The organism is Yoonia rosea (assembly GCF_900156505.1).
GTDB lineage: Bacteria > Pseudomonadota > Alphaproteobacteria > Rhodobacterales > Rhodobacteraceae > Yoonia > Yoonia rosea.
Genome location: NZ_FTPR01000001.1, coordinates 1025786 through 1041636, shown reverse-complemented (window position 1 = coordinate 1041636; position 15851 = coordinate 1025786). Strand labels below are relative to the sequence as shown.

Sequence of the window (15851 nt, the reverse complement as noted above, 5' to 3'; positions counted from 1 at the left end):
GTCAAGCGTGCGTAGAATAGCTGTGTTGCGCCAGCCGAATGTCAGGAAAGTCTAGCGAATGACGATTTCATCGGCGCGGATCATGCCCAAGACATCGCGCGCCTGTTGATCGAGAAGGTCCAGATCAAGGAAATTGTCAGACAGGCGCATGGTCAGGTTTTCCATCCGTGCAACCTCGTCTTCAAGTGCCGCCAGCTCAACCGCCAAGGCATCACCCTCGGCACGCACTTCGATGCGCTTGAAAAGACCGTAGTCGCCCTGCACGGCGGCAAACGTAAAATACAGCCCCAGCATGATCATGCCAAGGAAGTAAAACAAAGCACCAAGTTGTGTGCGGCCGCGTCGGATCATAGGTCTGCCTCAAACGTCGCCTCTGGCGGGTGACTAAAAGCAGAATCGCATATCTGATTCGCAAAGGGAATCCCCTAAATGCAATAAACGTGTTATTTTATTGCGTTTTCGGGGCGTTGGTGGCCGTTATGCGCTCAGGCGGTCAATCTCGTGCTTGACCTGCTCACAGAGCGCGGCCGTCTGGTTGAGGATTTCTTTGGCCTTCAACAAATCCAGCGCGCGATAGCTATCGACGGGTGGGCGCAGCAAGACCGTCTCAGGATACTGCTTCGCTGCGTTCTGAACGATCGACATTTGCATCATCTGGTTGGACCCATAGACCGCGTCGATCTTGCTCGGGCGCTCTTTGGGATCGCCGCTTGTGCCGCCGGATACGTCAATGGCGATCACATGATCCGCGTCATCCTGCACAAGATCCAGCGGGCAGGGGTTTGTTGCGCTGCCATCAATGTGGTACCGGCCGTTGCGCGTGACAGGCAGGAACACCGCAGGCATAGCAGCCGAGGCAGCCATCGCAGAGCGCAGTGGCCCGTCAGCGAACACCGCTGTCCGCGCGCCATAGAAATCCGTCGCCGCAATCTTCAAAGGGATTGCGAGCTCTTCAAAGCTTTCGGGAATCGCATCCGGCAACACAACGTCAAGAATGCGTTCAAGGTTCAGCTCGCCGATACGCGGCCCGCCTTCCTCGAAAAACCGCTTGATGCTGGTTGCGCGGGTTCTGAAGGCATCATTGATCAGCGAAAGAGGATTGCTGATCTTGCTCAAGACATGGTCCGTGATCGCGTCAGCACGCATTCCCGCACAGGCTGCGGCCCCGATGATCGACCCCATCGAGGTACCCGCGATTGCCTTTGGCTTGACGCCCAATTCATCAAACGCACGGACCGCGTGAATATGCGCCAGTCCGCGCGCGCCGCCCGCCCCCAGCGCCAGTGCAATAGAATGCATGATATCAGCCCGTCCTTATGTTAGCCGCAGGTTTACCCTGCGCATGTCATACGAGATTCAATCCTATAGTGAAACGGGCGCGTTGCGGCGGATAGGGGATCAGTCCTTGCCGCGATAAATCTCGACCAGTTTGTTCAGCATCGCCAGCGCATCGGCGCGGTCACGCTGGAACGAATTGCGTCCGATGATTGACCCGTTGCCACCGCCATCACGGATCGCACGCGCATCATCATAAACCGCATCGGCACCTTTGGCCGCACCGCCCGAAAAGACCATCAAGCGACGCCCGTCAAAGGCACTTTGCACACAATGGCGCACGCGGGCCGCTTGGGTTGCAACATCAATGCCCTGTGCCTCATAGACCTTCTTGGCCTCGCCAAGGCTCAGATGATCGGTCGAGAGTTTGATCTTGATGATATGCGCGCCAAGAAGGGCCGCGATCTGTGCCGCATAGGCGCCGATATCAATGGCGGTTTCGCCGTCCTTGTCCAGCGCCTCACCGCGTGGGTACGACCAGATGACGGTGGCAATGCCCTTGGCCGCCGCTTCACGGCGCATTTCTGCGATGTCGCCGAACATATCCAGCGCGGCAGATGAGCCGGGGTAGACCGTAAAGCCGATGGCAGAACAGCCAAGCCGCAGCGCATCATCGACCGACGCCGTAATGGCTTGGGTTTTTGGCGCGGCGTCAGGGATCAACGAATTGGCCGAGTTGACCTTCAGGATCGTCGGGATCTGGCCCGCAAAGGTATCGGCACCGGCCTCGATCATGCCCAGAGGTGCTGCATAGGCGTTCAGGCCCGCGTCAATCGCGAGTTGATAGTGGTAATGCGGATCATAGGCGGCAGGGTTCGGCGCGAATGAGCGGGCAGGGCCGTGTTCGAACCCCTGATCGACGGGCAGGATAATCATCTTGCCCGTCCCACCCAGTTTGCCGTTCATCAGAATGCGCGCCAGATTGGCCTTCACACCGGGCGTTTCGCCCTCGTAGTTGGCAAGGATTTTCTGAACGGTGCGGGTGGTTTTCATGATGGGCCCCTTGTGGCTGAACAGCGTTACCTGACCGATAGGGGGCTGCGTGCCCGGTTGCAAATGTGTTAGCGCAACCGGGCACGATGTTATCGCAAACAGTTAGCCAAGTGCGGCCACGCCGGGCAATTCCTTGCCTTCCATCCATTCCAGAAAGGCACCACCGGCAGTGGAAATATAGGTAAAATCATCCGCAGCCCCCGCCTGATTCAGCGCCGCCACGGTATCACCGCCACCGGCCACCGAAATCAGCTTGCCCGCCTTGGAGAGTTCCGCCGCCTTCGCCGCCGCTGCATTGGTTGCCGCATCGAAGGGCGCAATTTCAAACGCGCCCAATGGGCCGTTCCAGACGAGTGTTTTCGCCTTTTCCAGCACCTCGGAAATATATGCGACGGTCGCAGGCCCCGCATCAAGGATCATCGCGTCTGCCGGACAGGCATCAGGGGCCAGCGTTTCATTGGCCGCACCCGCTTTGAATTCGCGTGCCACCACAATGTCACGCGGCAGGATAATCTCGCAGCCCGCCGCATCTGCCTTGGCCAGAATATCGCGCGCGGTGTCGGCCAGATCATGTTCGCAAAGCGACTTGCCCACATTGATCCCTTGCGCGGCCAAAAACGTATTCGCCATCCCGCCGCCGATCACCAGATGATCGACCTTGCCCACCAGATTGCCCAGCAGGTCAAGTTTCGTCGATACTTTCGCGCCGCCAACCACAGCCACCACAGGGCGTTCAGGTGTGCCAAGCGCCTTTTCCAAAGCGCCCAGCTCCTCGGCCATCAAACGGCCCGCGCAAGACGGCAAAAGCCGCGCAATTGCCTCGGTGCTGGCATGGGCGCGGTGGGCGGCAGAGAAGGCATCGTTGACGTAGATATCACCAAGGCTTGCCAGACGTTTGGCAAAGCCTGCGTCGTTCTTTTCCTCACCGGGGTTAAAGCGCAGGTTTTCCAAAAGCAGAACCTCATCATCCTCCATCTCGGCCACGGCATCTGCATAGTCCGAATTGACCCATGTCACCGGCAGGCCCAGAACATCAGCGACCGCAGGGGCGATGTGTTCCAATGACATCTCGGGCACGACCTGACCTTTCGGGCGGCCGAAATGCGCCATCAGGATCACCTTGCCGCCTTTTTCCTGAATATCATCGACCGTGGGAATGATCCGCTCAATGCGGGTCGTGTCGGTCACGACGCCATTCTCGACCGGCACGTTGATATCCACACGCACCAAGGCGCGTTTGCCCGCAAAATCCATGTCGTCAAGTGTCTTCCAAGCCATCTTCATGCTCCTGTGCGTCAGAGGTTTCGCAGTGGTGTTGCGGCAATCTCGCGCCCGCGTCAACCAGACCCGCTTGGCAATCGTCTCAAGGGATCATATGTCAGGTCCGAACAAAAGTTTAAGGAGCGCCCCATGGCCGAGATCAAAGACCCCGAAAACACGATCATTATGACACTCAAAGGCGGCGATGTGATTATCCAGCTGCTGCCGGATGTGGCCCCCGCCCACACCGCCCGCATGAAAGAGCTGGCGCGGGCTGGCAAATATGACAACGTTTGTTTTCACCGGGTCATCGACGGTTTCATGGCGCAGACGGGCGACGTGGCCAACGGCAACATGGAAGACAACTTCAACATCGGTCGCGCAGGCACCGGCGGCTCCGACCTGCCTGATCTGCCTGCCGAATTTTCCAAGATCCCGCATGCGCGCGGATCGCTGGGTGCGGCGCGTTCGGCGAACCCGAACTCGGCCAACAGCCAGTTCTTCATCAACTTCAAGGACAACGACTTCCTGAACGGCCAGTATACCGTTTACGGACAGGTCATTTCCGGCATGGAGCACGTCGATGCCATCGTGCGCGGCGAGCCGCCGATGAACCCCGACCGCATGATCAGCGTCAAGGTCGCTGCCGATGTTTAAATACGCTGCTGCATTTGCTGTGCTGGCCACCCCTGCGCTCAGCGCAGGCTTGGAAATCGACATTGCGGGCGAAGCCAACGGCACGATTGTCATCGACCTTTTCGAGGACACAGCGCCGCTGCATGTCGCCCAAATCACCGCCATTGCCGAAGCGGGCAGCTATGATGGCGTGGTCTTTCACCGCGTGATCGACGGGTTCATGGCGCAAACGGGTGACGTGGAAAACGGCGTGATGGGCATGGACCTGTCGCGTGCGGGGACTGGCGGTTCTGAGTTTGCGGATATTCCTGCCGAATTCTCGGACATTCCCTTTGAACGCGGGGTCGTGGGCATGGCCCGCGCGCAAAGCCCCAACTCGGCCAACAGCCAGTTCTTCATCATGTTCGAGCCGGGCTATTTCCTGAACGGGCAATATACCGTTGTGGGCGAAGTCACCGAAGGCATGGAGCTTGTTGACCAGATCAAGCGCGGCACCGGTGCCAATGGTGCCGTGATCGGCCAGCCCGATATGATGGCCGCCGTGCGCGTGACCGAGTAACGAAATAGGCCTAGCCCCCTCACAACTCCGCGAGGGGGCTAGGCGCACACAACACAATCGGACACCCTGCGGGCAACTGCCAGGAGAGACCGATGCGCATTTTCCCCACGTTCCTAGCATTCTGCACCGCCGCGACCATGTCTGCGGCAAGCCCGGAATTCTGGGCCTTTGAATGGCCGAACACCGATTTTGAAACGACAAGCGTTGAAAGCTGGGTCGAGGTTATTTCAGGCGGTCCGCCGAAAGACGGTATTCCGGCACTCGACAATCCTTCGTTCGTCACTGTCGCCGGCAAAGCGGGTTTGACACCACGCGAACCGGTCATCACCCTTGAGATTGAAGGCGAGACGCCGCGCGCCTATCCGATCCGCTATCTGACATGGCACGAGATCGTCAACGACGTGGTCGGCGACATGCCTGTCGCTGTCACCTTTTGTCCCTTGTGTAATTCCGGCATCACCTTTGACCGGCGCGCCGCAGACCGAACGCTCAGTTTCGGGGTGTCGGGCAAGCTGCGCAATTCCGATATGATCATGTATGACCGCGAAACAGAAAGCTGGTGGCAACAGGCCACAGGCGAGGCGATTGTAGGTGAACTGACAGGGGCAGACCTGATCAGTCTGCCCAGCTGGATGGAAAGCTGGGAGAGCTTTGCAAGCCGCAATCCCGCAGGCTTGGTGATGGAAGAGCCTGCGTTCAACCGCAACTACGGGGCCAACCCCTATGTGCGCTACGACAGCGCGTATCGCCCGTTCCTCTATTCCGGTGAAATGCCCCCCCATGACATCCCCGCCTTGGCGCGTGTCGTGCGCGTCGGTGATCAGGCGTGGCCACTGACCCGACTGGCAGAGGCCGGTACCCTGAGCGAAGCGGGGGTGACCCTGTCATGGACCACAGGGCAGGCCTCGGCGCTGGACAGTGCCGACATCAGCGCAGGTCGGGATGTGGGTAATGTGCGGGTGCGCGACGACGCGGGCAATGATCTGCCGCATGATGTGCTGTTTGCTTTTGCGTTCCACGCCTTCTGGCCCGAGGGGATGTGGATGATCGGCAACTAGCCTTGCACCGGTCTTTGCGATTGCTGCCTCCGGCGGAAGTTTGAAGGGACATGGAAAGTCCACGGGTTTCGCTTGACATGGGGGCGATGCGCGCATGATCTGCGCGGATGGAAAAGAAATCCCAGATTGATCTGTTCGGTGCGGTGGCACTCACAAGTTTTGCGTTGTTGCTGGCCTTTAATCAGGTGGTCATCAAAGTCACCAACGGCGGGTTGCAGCCTGTGTTCTTTGCAGGGCTTCGTTCGGCAGGGGCAGTTGTCTGTATCTGGCTCTGGCTGCGCTGGCGCGGCATTCCCTTGCGCTTTGAAAAAGGCACGCGGATGGCGGGTTTTGCTGTTGGTTGCGTCTTTGCCTTTGAGTTTCTGTGTCTCTTTGTGGCCCTTGATCTGACGGCCGTCAGCCGCGCGTCTGTGATCTTTTATTCGATGCCAGTCTGGCTTGCGATCATGGCGCATTTCATCATGCCCGATGACAAGATCACGCCACTCAAAGCGGTTGGCCTCGGGCTCGCTCTTGCGGGGGTGGCGGTGGCGATCCTGACGCGCGATGATGGCGTGGGCAGTTTCTGGGGCGATCTGGCGGCTTTGGGGGCTGCAATCGGTTGGGCCGTCACAGCGATGATCGCCAAAGCCTCGTCGCTATCGCGGGTGCGCCCCGAAATCCAGTTGATGTGGCAGGTTGGCGTGTCAGCGCCGCTGTTGCTTTTTGCCGCACTGTTTTTCGGCCCTTTGATCCGTGACATTGCACCCATCCACATCGCAGGGCTTGCCTTCCAGATCGTTGTGGTGGTGAGTGCGGGCTTTATTTTCTGGCTCTGGCTCTTGTCGATCTACCCGGCCTCCGGTGTCGCCTCGTTCAGCTTTCTGTCACCGGTGCTGACGGTGGCGCTTGGCTGGTTGTTGCTGGGCGAAGAGGTGGGGCCCAATCTGATCATGGCCCTGATCCTTGTCGCCATCGGGATCTTGATGGTGAACCGGCCTAGGTCCCGCAGAACGTCCGTGTAACCATTTCGTCCTTGCTGGGCGCGCGCGCGAATTTTGCGGTGGTGTCGGTCAGCGGCGCGTAGGGTGCTGTCACTGCCGCCAGTAGCGCGTGGAACGGCGCATAGTCGCCTGTGCGGCCTGCCTGAATGACCTCTTCCACGCGGTGGTTGCGCGGGATGATCTGCGGGTTGGCCTGCGCCATGATTTGCGCGGCACCGGCTGATTTGCGGGTTTGCCACCGCGCGGCCCACGCATCAAAGGCATCACGGTCGATGAATTGATCGCGCGCATGGGCTGCGTCCAGATTGGCGAATGTATTGGTAAAATCCGCGCCATCTTTGGCCATCAGATCCAGCAGGTCAGTGATCAGCGCGCGGTCATCTCCCTGAGGATCAGCAATCCCCAGTTTGGCACCAAAGACCGACAGCCATGCCTCTTCATAGAGCGCGGGCATCCGGTGCACGGCGGACGTGAAATCCTCAATCGCCGCATCACGGTCCGGCATCAGGGGGATCAGCGCTGTTGCAAACTGCGCCATGTTCCACGCGCCAATTCCGGGCTGGTTGGAATAGGCGTAGCGCCCGTATTGGTCGATTGCGCTGAACACGCTGTCGGGGTGGAACCCGTCCATGAAGGCGCAAGGCCCGTAATCAATGGTCTCGCCCGCGATCGAAACGTTATCAGTGTTCATCACCCCGTGGATGAACCCCAACCCCATCCATTGCGCGATCAGCTTCGCATAGCGCGCGATCACCAGATCGAGGAGTTCAGCAGGGCCGCTGGCGTCGGGATAATGCCGCGCAATGACGTGGTCGGTCAGCGCTTGCAGCGCCTGCATATCGCCACGGCTGGCGAAGAACTGAAATGTGCCGACACGGATATGGCTTTGGGCAACGCGGGCGATCACAGCACCGGGCAGGCGTTCTTCGCGGTAGACGTCTTCGCCGGTGGTCACAGCGGCCAGCGCGCGGGTTGTGGGCACGCCCATTGCATGCATGGCCTCGGAGACAAGGTATTCACGCATCACAGGCCCCAGCCACGCGCGCCCGTCGCCGCTGCGTGAATAGGGTGTGGGGCCAGCGCCCTTGAGCTGGATATCGCGGCGGATACCGTCTGTGCCCACAACTTCACCCAAAAGCACCGCGCGCCCGTCGCCCAGCTGCGGGTTCCAGTTGCCGAATTGGTGACCGGCATAGACCTGCGCAAGCGGGGCGGCCCCGTCGGGGATATGGTTGCCTGCAAAGACCTGTGCGGCATCCGGTGCGGCCAGATCAGCAGGATCAATCCCGAGGATCGTGGCGAGCGCCGCATTTGTTGCAATCACCTGTGGGGCTTTCACCGGTGTCGGCAGTTGCGCCGTGTACATCTGTGGCGGCAATTGCGCATAGGAATTGTCAAAAGGAATACGCATTACAGCCGCGCCAGACGCGCCGCCAGCAGCGCAAAAAACCCAGAGGTGTCGACATCCTTCATGAACAGTGCATTGGCGGGGCGGTCTGTCACGCGCCACCAGTCGGCCACGGTCATACCAAGGGTAAGCGGGCTTTCGGTCTCAATCTCGACGTTGATGTGACGCCCTGCAAACAACTGCGGTTCGATCAGATAGGCGATGGTGCAGGGGTCGTGCAGCGGGGCGCCTTCGGACCCGTATTTCTCCATATCGAAGCGTTCGAAGAAATCGGTCCATGCGGCGACCATATCGCCGACTTTGGTGTGCATGGAACGGAAGGCATCAATGCGGTTGTGCGTGGTCAGCGCCTTATGCGTCACATCCAGCGGCATCACGACCAGCGGCGCGCCCGCGCCAAAGACGATTTTGGCGGCCTCGGGATCGACATAGATGTTGAATTCGGCGGTGGGGGTGATGTTGCCCACCTCGAAATAGGCACCGCCCATCAGGACAATTTCCTGCACGCGTTTAATAATATCGGGGGCACGTTCAAAGGCGGTTGCAATATTGGTCAGCGGGCCGATGGGGCAGAGGGTGACAGTGCCGCTGGGTTCGTTGCGCAAAGTCTCAATAATGAAATCCACCGCGTGCTGCTCTCGCAAGGGCATCGTGGGGTCGTCCATCTGCGGGCCATCAAGTCCGGTCTTGCCGTGGACATGCTCGGCCGTGACCAGCTTGCGTTTCATGGGTGCATCGCAGCCCGCAAAGACCTTGGTCTCGGGCTTGCCTGCCAGTTCACAGACAATCCGCGCGTTCTTTTCGGTCAGGGGCAGGGGCACGTTGCCCGCCACTGCCGTGATCCCCAGCACCTCGATATCCTCGGGCGATGCGAGGGCGAGCAGGATGGCGACGGCGTCGTCCTGTCCGGGGTCGGTGTCGATGATGATCTTGCGGGGTGCCATGTGTTTGTCCTGTCTTGCCTGCCCCTAAACTGGGGTGAAGGGCGGGCAGGGGCAAGGGGCTAGACGCGCCCTTGCGCCTTCAGGCGGTGATAAAGTTGCTCTGCGGCGGGATCACCTTTTTCAAGCGCGTAGATGTAGGCGTGTGTCAGGTAGAAACAGGCCGCATTCAGATCAGGGGCCGCATCCGCCGCTTCGGTATAAAGTCCAACCAGCGCCGCGCGGTCGTCGCGGGCGTGTGCGGCAAGCAGGCGATCTTGGAGTGGCGTCATGGCGCGGAAAGATGTGCCGCGATCCTGCCCGCCACCCAATCGTGGAAGCAATGGGTGGGGCCATCCATCGCAGGGCTAAACCGGCCACCGTCAAAACCGGGCGCGTATCGCCCCTTTTGCATGCCTTCGACCACGAAAATATCTTCCTCGAAGACCACCTTCCATTGCGCTGCGTTCTTTGCGCGCAAGGCGTCATCGGTCTGCGGTGCGGCATAGTAAAGGTGGATATGCTCGCGCGTCTGCGCGTGGCTGATGGGCTCCAGCACGATCACGAAGGTATGGTCACGCTGCACACCCAGCAGGACGTTGGGAAAGACCGTCAGATATTCGCCGCCTTCGGTCCATTGCGCGTCAAGCCCCGCAAAATCGGGAAACACTGTGCCATCGTCACCCGTCAGTTGCCGGTAAACCAGCGTGCCTTGCCCGGAGAATTTGCCTTTTTCGTTGATGTTGTAGTGATCCTCCAACCGCGAATAGCTGTTCAGGCCCGGATGGACCCACGGCAGGTGATAGCTCTCGCAGTAATTCTCGACCGCCAGTTTCCAGTTGGTTTTGACATCAAGGGTAAAGGTGCTGTCCGCCCCACCGTGATACATCGGTTGGTGAAAGGCAGACCAGCGGGCGATCAGATCGGCGTGAACCTCTTCAAAGGGGGCGGCATCGCCGCTGATGTTGATAAAGACGGTGTCAAACCAGATATGGCTGCGGACCTCGATCAGCCCGAGCAGGGATTTGTCGATCGCCTCATGGGTGTTGTGACCCGGGCCGCCTACATGCGGGGTCGAAACAAGTTTGCCTTCGGTCGAATAGCACCACGAATGATAGGGGCAGCGGATCGCGCCTTCGATCTTGCGGGGCTCTGCGACAAGGATCATGCCACGATGGCGGCAGATATTCTGGAAGACGCGGACCTGACCCGCGCGGTCGCGCACCAGCAAAAGCGGCATGCCCAGAAATTCCATCGGTTTCGCATCGCCCGCTTCGGGCACCTCTGCAGCAACGGCAAGGCCGGCCCAATTGGCACAAAGCACAGCCTGCTTTTCGATCTCGAACACTGCAGGGTCGATGTAATGCGCATTTGGCAGCCCATGCGCGGTTTCGATCGGGCGTTGCACCGCGTCCAGTGTCTGCAGGGAAAGGTCTTGGGCCATCTGTCACATCCTCATGCTGCCCAAAGCCTAGCACGGGGACGCGGAAAAGATTCTGCCTGACCGCGACGGCGGATTTTCTCGCAGCGACATTGCGGGCCCGCCTTGCGCCAAAGATTGCCATTTCGCGCAGCGTGCTTAGGTGATGTATTGCCGGTGGCTTTGCGGGGCCGGATTGTCAGCGTGCTTTTGCGCATCACTGACACAGAATTTGGCGCAACGGCGCTGCAAACCTGTCTTTTGCAAGGTGCCTATGGAATGGTGGGGCAAAGACGACCAAATGTGACGGTGAAGGCAGCAAAGCCTTCTTCATGTCCTTATAGGAGAACGAAAAAATGACACGTACACTTAAGCTGATTGCACCAATTGCTGTCCTCACCGCGCTGGCTGTTCCCGGCTTTGCCCAAAGCGCCGATATCGATATCAACGGCGACGGTATGTACAGCTATCCGGAAGTTCAGGCTGTGATGCCTGAAATGTCCGAAGATGATTTCTCGGCGCTCGATACATCGGGTGACGGCCTGCTGGACGCGGACGAGATTGCCGCGGCGACAGACGCTGGCCTGCTGCCAGCATAAGGTCACGTTGCGCCGTGTCAGCCTCTGATACGGCGCAATGACGCGTCCCTCGCGTCAGGCCCCAATCGGGCGCGAGGGATTGCGCTTAGGCGACCGATCCGCGCGACAGGGCCGCAACACCGGTCCGCGCGATTTCAGTCAGCCCCAAAGGCTGCATCAATTCGGCGAAAGCGTCGATTTTTTCAGATGTGCCTGTGATCTCGAAAACGAATGATTCCAAGGTGCTATCGACCACATTTGCGCGGAAAATATCGGCCAGACGAATGGCCTCGATCCGGTGTTCGCCGGTCCCCTGAACCTTGAAAAGCGCCAGTTCACGCTCAACAGACGGGCCTTCAACGGTCAGGTCATTGACCTTGTGCACATCCACAAACCGCCCCAGCTGTGCCTTGATCTGAACGATGGTCTGCGGCGTTCCGGTGGTGACAATCGTGATGCGCGACCGGTGGCCCAAATGGTCCACCTCCGCCACGGTCAGGCTGTCGATGTTATAGCCCCGGCCTGCGAAAAGCCCGATGACACGGGACAGAACCCCCGGTTCGTTTTCGACAAGAACCGCCAGCGTGTGCCGCTCTTCCTTGTCGGAAAAGGTGGGCCGTAGGTCATAGGCGGAATGGCTGGTCGAGCCTTTTTTGATTTTGAGCGGTGACATGCGATGTCCCTTTTTTCGTTGTTCTTTGAAATGGTCGTAGTGCGGTCGTTACACCATCACCGCGCCATCAGACTTGATTGCATTCGCCGTATCCGCGCCTTCGCCCAGCAGCATCTCGTTATGCGGCTTGCCCGATGGGATCATCGGGAAGCAGTTCTCGTGCTTTTCCACCAGACAGTCGAACAAGACAGGGCCATCGTGGTTCAGCATCTCCATGATCGCATCATCCAGATCATCGGGATCAGAACAGATGATACCTTTGGCCCCAAACGCCTCGGCCAGTTTCACGAAATCCGGCAGCGATTCCGACCAACTGGAGGAATAACGCTCACCATGCAGCAACTCTTGCCACTGGCGCACCATGCCCAGACGTTCATTGTTCAGGATGAACTGTTTGACGGGCAATTTGTACTGCATCGCCGTACCCAGTTCCTGCATGTTCATCAGCCATGACGCTTCGCCCGCCACGTTGATGACGAGCGCATCGGGATGGCCCATCTGCACACCGATCGAGGCAGGGAACCCATATCCCATGGTGCCCAGACCACCGGACGTCATCCAGCGGTTCGGATCCTCGAAATCAAGGTATTGCGCGGCCCACATCTGGTGCTGGCCCACCTCGGTGCAAATGTAACGGTCGTGGTTCTTGGTCAGCTCTTGCAGGCGCGACAGGGCGTATTGCGGTTTAATCACCTTGCCCTCTTGCTTGAACTTCAGACAATCGACCTTGCGCCACTCATTGATCTGGCCCCACCATTTCTGGACCGCCTCTTTGTTGGTCTTGCGACCGCGCGCCTTCCAGACGTTCAGCAGGTCTTCCAGCACATGGGCCACGTCACCCAAAATCGGGATATCGACCTTGATCACCTTGTTGATGGAGGATGCGTCGATATCGATATGCGCCTTGGTCGAACCGGGGCTGAAGGCATCAAGCCGCCCTGTGATGCGGTCGTCAAAACGCGCGCCGATGTTGATCATCAGATCGCAGTCGTGCATCGCCATATTGGCCTCATAAAGCCCGTGCATGCCCAGCATGCCCAGCCAGTTGTCACCGGATGCGGGATAACAGCCCAGACCCATCAGCGTGGATGTGATCGGGAAACCGGTTTCGGCCACCAGTTCGCGGAGCAGTTGGCTGGCCGCAGGACCCGAGTTGATGACACCACCGCCAGTATAGAACACAGGGCGTTTGGCCTTTTCCATCGCCTCGGCCAGTTCGGTGATCATCTCCATGTCACCCTTGACCTGCGGGTTGTAATGGGTCTCGACCTGCCGCGCCTCGGTGTATTTGCCGGTGGCGAACTGCACGTCCTTGGGAATGTCGATCACGACAGGTCCGGGGCGGCCGGACGTGGCAATATGGAACGCCTCATGCAGGACCGACGACAGTTTGTCGGTCTCTTTCACCAGCCAGTTATGTTTCGTACAAGGCCGCGTGATGCCCACGGTATCACATTCCTGAAACGCGTCAGAGCCGATCATGAAGGTCGGTACCTGTCCGGTCAGCACGATAATCGGAATGCTATCCATCAATGCATCGGTCAGACCTGTCACAGCATTGGTCGCACCCGGGCCGGAGGTCACCAGCGCCACACCGGGTTTACCGGTTGAACGGGCATAGCCTTCGGCGGCGTGAACCGCACCTTGTTCATGGCGCACCAGCACGTGTTTGATGCTGTTTTGCTGAAAAATCTCGTCATAGATCGGTAGGACCGCACCACCGGGGTATCCAAAGACTGTGTCCACGCCCTGATCAATCAGTGCTTGAACAACCATTTTTGCGCCCGTCATGGTCTTTGTCATCTGTCTCGCGTCCTTCGCGTATCTGGTTTCTTTAGTCACAAAAAAACCCCCGAGTGTGTCGGGGGCGCATGGGATCGTTATGGATTTACCGTTACCGGCCCATGCGCGTGTTTCTCACAATTAGTACGACGTGTGTCATCGGGGTTCCTTTGCTTGGCCGGACATTAGTGCGCAGGGAAAGGGGGGTCAACCGCCGGAATGGAGAAAGTGTCGTTTGAGAGCGGTTTTTTGCAACTTTCTTTCAAAGGCCGTTTTTTGCGTTTCAAAGATTTGCTGTCAGGAACAGGTAGGCGGCGTAAGCGAGAAGCATGATGATACCGGTGATCCGCCCGAGCCGACCCGTCAGCCACAAGAGCCCGACGGTGACGGCTGTCAGGCCAAACAGGAACGGGATATCAATCGCCATAAAGCGTGCAGCAACAGGGATCGGCGTGACCAATGCCGTGAGGCCGAGGATGCCCAAGATATTGAAAATATTAGACCCGATCACGTTTCCTATCGCGATATCGCGTTGTCCACGGATCACGGCTGTGATGGTGGTTGCCAGTTCGGGCAAAGAGGTCCCGATGGCCACGATGCTCAGCCCGATCATCGCCTCGGACACGCCGAAATCGCGCGCGATGATGGTCGCACTTTGCACAAGGTAATGCGCGCCGACCATAAGTGCGACAAGCCCGCCCAGTGTCAGCACCAGACTGCGCCACAAAGAACCCGTAGGGGTGATGTCATCAGGGATATGCCCGCCGTTTTGCAGGCTCGCGACCAAAAACACCACCAGGCCCGCCACGAGCACCAGCCCTTCGATCCGCCCCATGTCGCCCGACCAAAGGACAAGCGGCAGGACAAGTGTTGCCGCGACCATCCAGCCCAGATCGCGCCGGACGGTTCTGAAGTTGACAACGATCGGGGCCAATACGGCAGCCAGCCCGAGGATCAGCAGGGTGTTGGCGATATTCGAGCCCAGGACGTTTCCGATCGCGATACCGGATTGCCCGCCAAGGGCTGCCTCCAGCGACACAAGCAGCTCCGGCGCAGAGGTGCCGAACCCCACCACCGTCAGCCCGATCACCATGGGCGAAAGCCCGAACCGCAGCGCAAGCCCACTGGCCCCTTTGACCAGCATATCGCCACCAAGAAAGAGGGCTGTCAGCCCGAAAACCAGAATAAGATATGTCAGCATCATGCGCCCCCTGCATGTGTGTAGAGAAGTCGCCGCGCGGGCGTTTACAAGTGGAGGCTAAAAATAATCTTCACGCAGCCTTCGCCGCCGTCAGGCGGTCACTTACCCGAAACAAAGGCCCTGCGCGGGTCTCGCTTCGGGTAAGTGTGAAAGCAGATTGGCAATCAGCTTTCTTCGGTGCCGATCTTGTCCCATGTCTGGGTGTCGAAATCGCCTGCATCATGGCGTTCGCGCAACTGCTCGGCGGGATCACCCCATGCGCGGTTCACCATCTTGCCGCGCAGATAGGCGGGACGGTTCATCACTGCATCTGCCCAGCGGTTGACGTGTTCATAAGAGGCCACGTCTAGGAATTCGGCGGCATCATAGACGAGGCCCTTGACCAGCGCGCCATACCAGGGCGCAGTTGCCATGTCGGCGATCGAGTACGCGTCACCCCCGAGATATTCGCAGTCTTCAAGCCGTCTGTTCAGCACATCCAGCTGACGCTTGGCCTCCATTGCGAAGCGGTTGATGGGGTATTCGAATTTTTCCGGTGCATAGGCGTAGAAATGGCCAAAGCCGCCGCCAAGATAGGGTGCTGACCCTTGCAGCCAGAACAGCCAGTTGAGCGTTTCTGTGCGTTCCGCCACGTCTTTGGGCAAGAAAGCCCCGTATTTTTCGGCCAGATAGAGCAGGATCGCGCCACTTTCGAAAACACGCACGCCGGTTTCCTTATCAAACAGGGCAGGGATCTTGGAGTTGGGGTTCACATCCACAAAGCCGCTGCTGAACTGGTCACCTTCCTGAATGTTGATCAGCCATGCGTCGTATTCGGCGGCATGGCCCGCGGCCAGCAGTTCTTCGAGCATAACGGTCACCTTGACGCCGTTGGGCGTGGCAAGCGAGTGCAGCTGTAGCGGGTGCTTGCCGACGGGCAGGTCTTTGTCATGCGTGGGCCCGGCTATGGGGCGGTTAATATTGGCAAACTGACCGCCGCTTTCGGCGTCCCAAGTCCAGACTTTTGGCGGGGTGTAGGCGGTGGTCTCTGACATGTCTTCTCCGT

Annotated in this window: 17 protein-coding genes; 5 read left to right on the top strand and 12 right to left on the bottom strand. The window is 58.9% G+C overall.

Annotated features, from left to right (window positions below; genetic code table 11):
* Positions 1–51: 51 nt before the first annotated feature.
* The 4 genes from B0B09_RS05060 to B0B09_RS05045 all read right to left on the bottom strand — a co-directional run bounded on the left by B0B09_RS05060 (position 52) and on the right by B0B09_RS05045 (position 3606).
* On the bottom strand, positions 52–351 hold the full coding sequence (locus tag B0B09_RS05060) for an FtsB family cell division protein (protein ID WP_242654343.1): 300 nt from the start codon (positions 349–351) through the stop codon (positions 52–54).
* A gap of 126 nt (positions 352–477) precedes the next feature.
* Entirely contained in the window at positions 478–1299 is an 822-nt protein-coding gene (locus B0B09_RS05055) for a patatin-like phospholipase family protein (protein ID WP_076658618.1), read from the bottom strand.
* Positions 1300–1398: 99 nt separating this feature from the next.
* Positions 1399–2328, bottom strand: coding sequence for a class I fructose-bisphosphate aldolase (locus B0B09_RS05050; protein WP_055293019.1), 930 nt, complete (start codon positions 2326–2328; stop codon positions 1399–1401).
* 102 nt (positions 2329–2430) lie between these two features.
* Positions 2431–3606: a phosphoglycerate kinase gene (locus B0B09_RS05045; protein ID WP_076658617.1), complete on the bottom strand. Its 1176-nt coding sequence runs from the start codon at positions 3604–3606 to the stop codon at positions 2431–2433.
* A 132-nt stretch (positions 3607–3738) separates the two neighbouring features.
* Here B0B09_RS05045 and B0B09_RS05040 point away from each other — a divergent pair, with 132 nt between their 5' ends.
* The 4 genes from B0B09_RS05040 to B0B09_RS05025 all read left to right on the top strand — a co-directional run bounded on the left by B0B09_RS05040 (position 3739) and on the right by B0B09_RS05025 (position 6845).
* A complete protein-coding gene (locus tag B0B09_RS05040; RefSeq protein ID WP_076658616.1) occupies positions 3739–4245 on the top strand; it encodes a peptidylprolyl isomerase in 507 nt (168 codons plus the stop codon).
* Positions 4238–4783 (top strand): peptidylprolyl isomerase, encoded by a 546-nt coding sequence (locus tag B0B09_RS05035; protein ID WP_076658615.1) that lies wholly within the window; start codon positions 4238–4240, stop codon positions 4781–4783. Before B0B09_RS05040 ends, B0B09_RS05035 begins: the two co-directional genes overlap by 8 nt.
* A gap of 92 nt (positions 4784–4875) precedes the next feature.
* Entirely contained in the window at positions 4876–5841 is a 966-nt protein-coding gene (locus B0B09_RS05030; protein WP_076658614.1) for a DUF3179 domain-containing protein, read from the top strand.
* 107 nt (positions 5842–5948) lie between these two features.
* Positions 5949–6845, top strand: a complete 897-nt coding sequence (locus B0B09_RS05025; RefSeq protein WP_076658613.1) for a DMT family transporter — start codon at positions 5949–5951, stop codon at positions 6843–6845.
* Here B0B09_RS05025 and B0B09_RS05020 read toward each other — a convergent pair.
* The 4 genes from B0B09_RS05020 to B0B09_RS05005 are packed head-to-tail and all read right to left on the bottom strand — an operon-like array spanning position 6820 to position 10596.
* A complete protein-coding gene (locus B0B09_RS05020; protein WP_076658612.1) occupies positions 6820–8235 on the bottom strand; it encodes a protein adenylyltransferase SelO in 1416 nt (471 codons plus the stop codon). The genes B0B09_RS05025 and B0B09_RS05020 overlap by 26 nt on opposite strands.
* Positions 8235–9176: a nucleoside hydrolase gene (locus B0B09_RS05015; protein ID WP_076658611.1), complete on the bottom strand. Its 942-nt coding sequence runs from the start codon at positions 9174–9176 to the stop codon at positions 8235–8237. Before B0B09_RS05015 ends, B0B09_RS05020 begins: the two co-directional genes overlap by 1 nt.
* A gap of 59 nt (positions 9177–9235) precedes the next feature.
* Positions 9236–9445 carry a hypothetical protein gene (locus tag B0B09_RS05010; RefSeq protein ID WP_076658610.1) on the bottom strand — a complete coding sequence of 70 codons (210 nt, stop codon included), beginning with the start codon at positions 9443–9445 and terminating at the stop codon, positions 9236–9238.
* The gene (locus B0B09_RS05005) at positions 9442–10596 is read right to left on the bottom strand and encodes an aromatic ring-hydroxylating oxygenase subunit alpha (protein WP_076658609.1); all 1155 of its coding nucleotides are present in this window, start codon (positions 10594–10596) and stop codon (positions 9442–9444) included. Before B0B09_RS05005 ends, B0B09_RS05010 begins: the two co-directional genes overlap by 4 nt.
* A gap of 332 nt (positions 10597–10928) precedes the next feature.
* Here B0B09_RS05005 and B0B09_RS05000 point away from each other — a divergent pair, with 332 nt between their 5' ends.
* The gene (locus B0B09_RS05000) at positions 10929–11171 is read left to right on the top strand and encodes an EF-hand domain-containing protein (protein ID WP_055293009.1); all 243 of its coding nucleotides are present in this window, start codon (positions 10929–10931) and stop codon (positions 11169–11171) included.
* Between the two features lie 85 nt (positions 11172–11256).
* Here the strand turns inward: B0B09_RS05000 and ilvN are convergent, their stop codons facing one another.
* The 4 genes from ilvN to yghU form a co-directional block, all read right to left on the bottom strand.
* On the bottom strand, positions 11257–11823 hold the full coding sequence (gene ilvN, locus B0B09_RS04995; RefSeq protein ID WP_055293008.1) for an acetolactate synthase small subunit: 567 nt from the start codon (positions 11821–11823) through the stop codon (positions 11257–11259).
* A gap of 48 nt (positions 11824–11871) precedes the next feature.
* Positions 11872–13626, bottom strand: a complete 1755-nt coding sequence (locus tag B0B09_RS04990) for an acetolactate synthase 3 large subunit (protein ID WP_076658608.1) — start codon at positions 13624–13626, stop codon at positions 11872–11874.
* Positions 13627–13888: 262 nt separating this feature from the next.
* Complete coding sequence (locus B0B09_RS04985; protein WP_076659801.1) at positions 13889–14803, bottom strand: calcium/sodium antiporter; 915 nt, start codon at positions 14801–14803, stop codon at positions 13889–13891.
* A gap of 167 nt (positions 14804–14970) precedes the next feature.
* Entirely contained in the window at positions 14971–15840 is an 870-nt protein-coding gene (yghU, locus tag B0B09_RS04980; protein WP_076659800.1) for a glutathione-dependent disulfide-bond oxidoreductase, read from the bottom strand.
* Positions 15841–15851: the final 11 nt, after the last annotated feature.

Excerpts from the sequence above, each read along its gene's own strand:
- B0B09_RS05025 (WP_076658613.1), top strand. The coding sequence starts at position 5,949 with ATGGAAAAGAAATCCCAGATTGATCTGTTCGGTGCGGTGGCACTCACA.
- B0B09_RS05035 (WP_076658615.1), top strand. The coding sequence starts at position 4,238 with ATGTTTAAATACGCTGCTGCATTTGCTGTGCTGGCCACCCCTGCGCTC.
- B0B09_RS05030 (WP_076658614.1), top strand. The coding sequence starts at position 4,876 with ATGCGCATTTTCCCCACGTTCCTAGCATTCTGCACCGCCGCGACCATG.
- ilvN (WP_055293008.1), bottom strand. The coding sequence starts at position 11,823 with ATGTCACCGCTCAAAATCAAAAAAGGCTCGACCAGCCATTCCGCCTAT.
- B0B09_RS05015 (WP_076658611.1), bottom strand. The coding sequence starts at position 9,176 with ATGGCACCCCGCAAGATCATCATCGACACCGACCCCGGACAGGACGAC.
- B0B09_RS05060 (WP_242654343.1), bottom strand. The coding sequence starts at position 351 with ATGATCCGACGCGGCCGCACACAACTTGGTGCTTTGTTTTACTTCCTT.
- B0B09_RS05005 (WP_076658609.1), bottom strand. The coding sequence starts at position 10,596 with ATGGCCCAAGACCTTTCCCTGCAGACACTGGACGCGGTGCAACGCCCG.
- B0B09_RS05050 (WP_055293019.1), bottom strand. The coding sequence starts at position 2,328 with ATGAAAACCACCCGCACCGTTCAGAAAATCCTTGCCAACTACGAGGGC.
- B0B09_RS05045 (WP_076658617.1), bottom strand. The coding sequence starts at position 3,606 with ATGGCTTGGAAGACACTTGACGACATGGATTTTGCGGGCAAACGCGCC.
- B0B09_RS05000 (WP_055293009.1), top strand. The coding sequence starts at position 10,929 with ATGACACGTACACTTAAGCTGATTGCACCAATTGCTGTCCTCACCGCG.
- B0B09_RS05040 (WP_076658616.1), top strand. The coding sequence starts at position 3,739 with ATGGCCGAGATCAAAGACCCCGAAAACACGATCATTATGACACTCAAA.
- B0B09_RS05055 (WP_076658618.1), bottom strand. The coding sequence starts at position 1,299 with ATGCATTCTATTGCACTGGCGCTGGGGGCGGGCGGCGCGCGCGGACTG.
- B0B09_RS04990 (WP_076658608.1), bottom strand. The coding sequence starts at position 13,626 with ATGACAAAGACCATGACGGGCGCAAAAATGGTTGTTCAAGCACTGATT.
- yghU (WP_076659800.1), bottom strand. The coding sequence starts at position 15,840 with ATGTCAGAGACCACCGCCTACACCCCGCCAAAAGTCTGGACTTGGGAC.
- B0B09_RS05020 (WP_076658612.1), bottom strand. The coding sequence starts at position 8,235 with ATGCGTATTCCTTTTGACAATTCCTATGCGCAATTGCCGCCACAGATG.
- B0B09_RS05010 (WP_076658610.1), bottom strand. The coding sequence starts at position 9,445 with ATGACGCCACTCCAAGATCGCCTGCTTGCCGCACACGCCCGCGACGAC.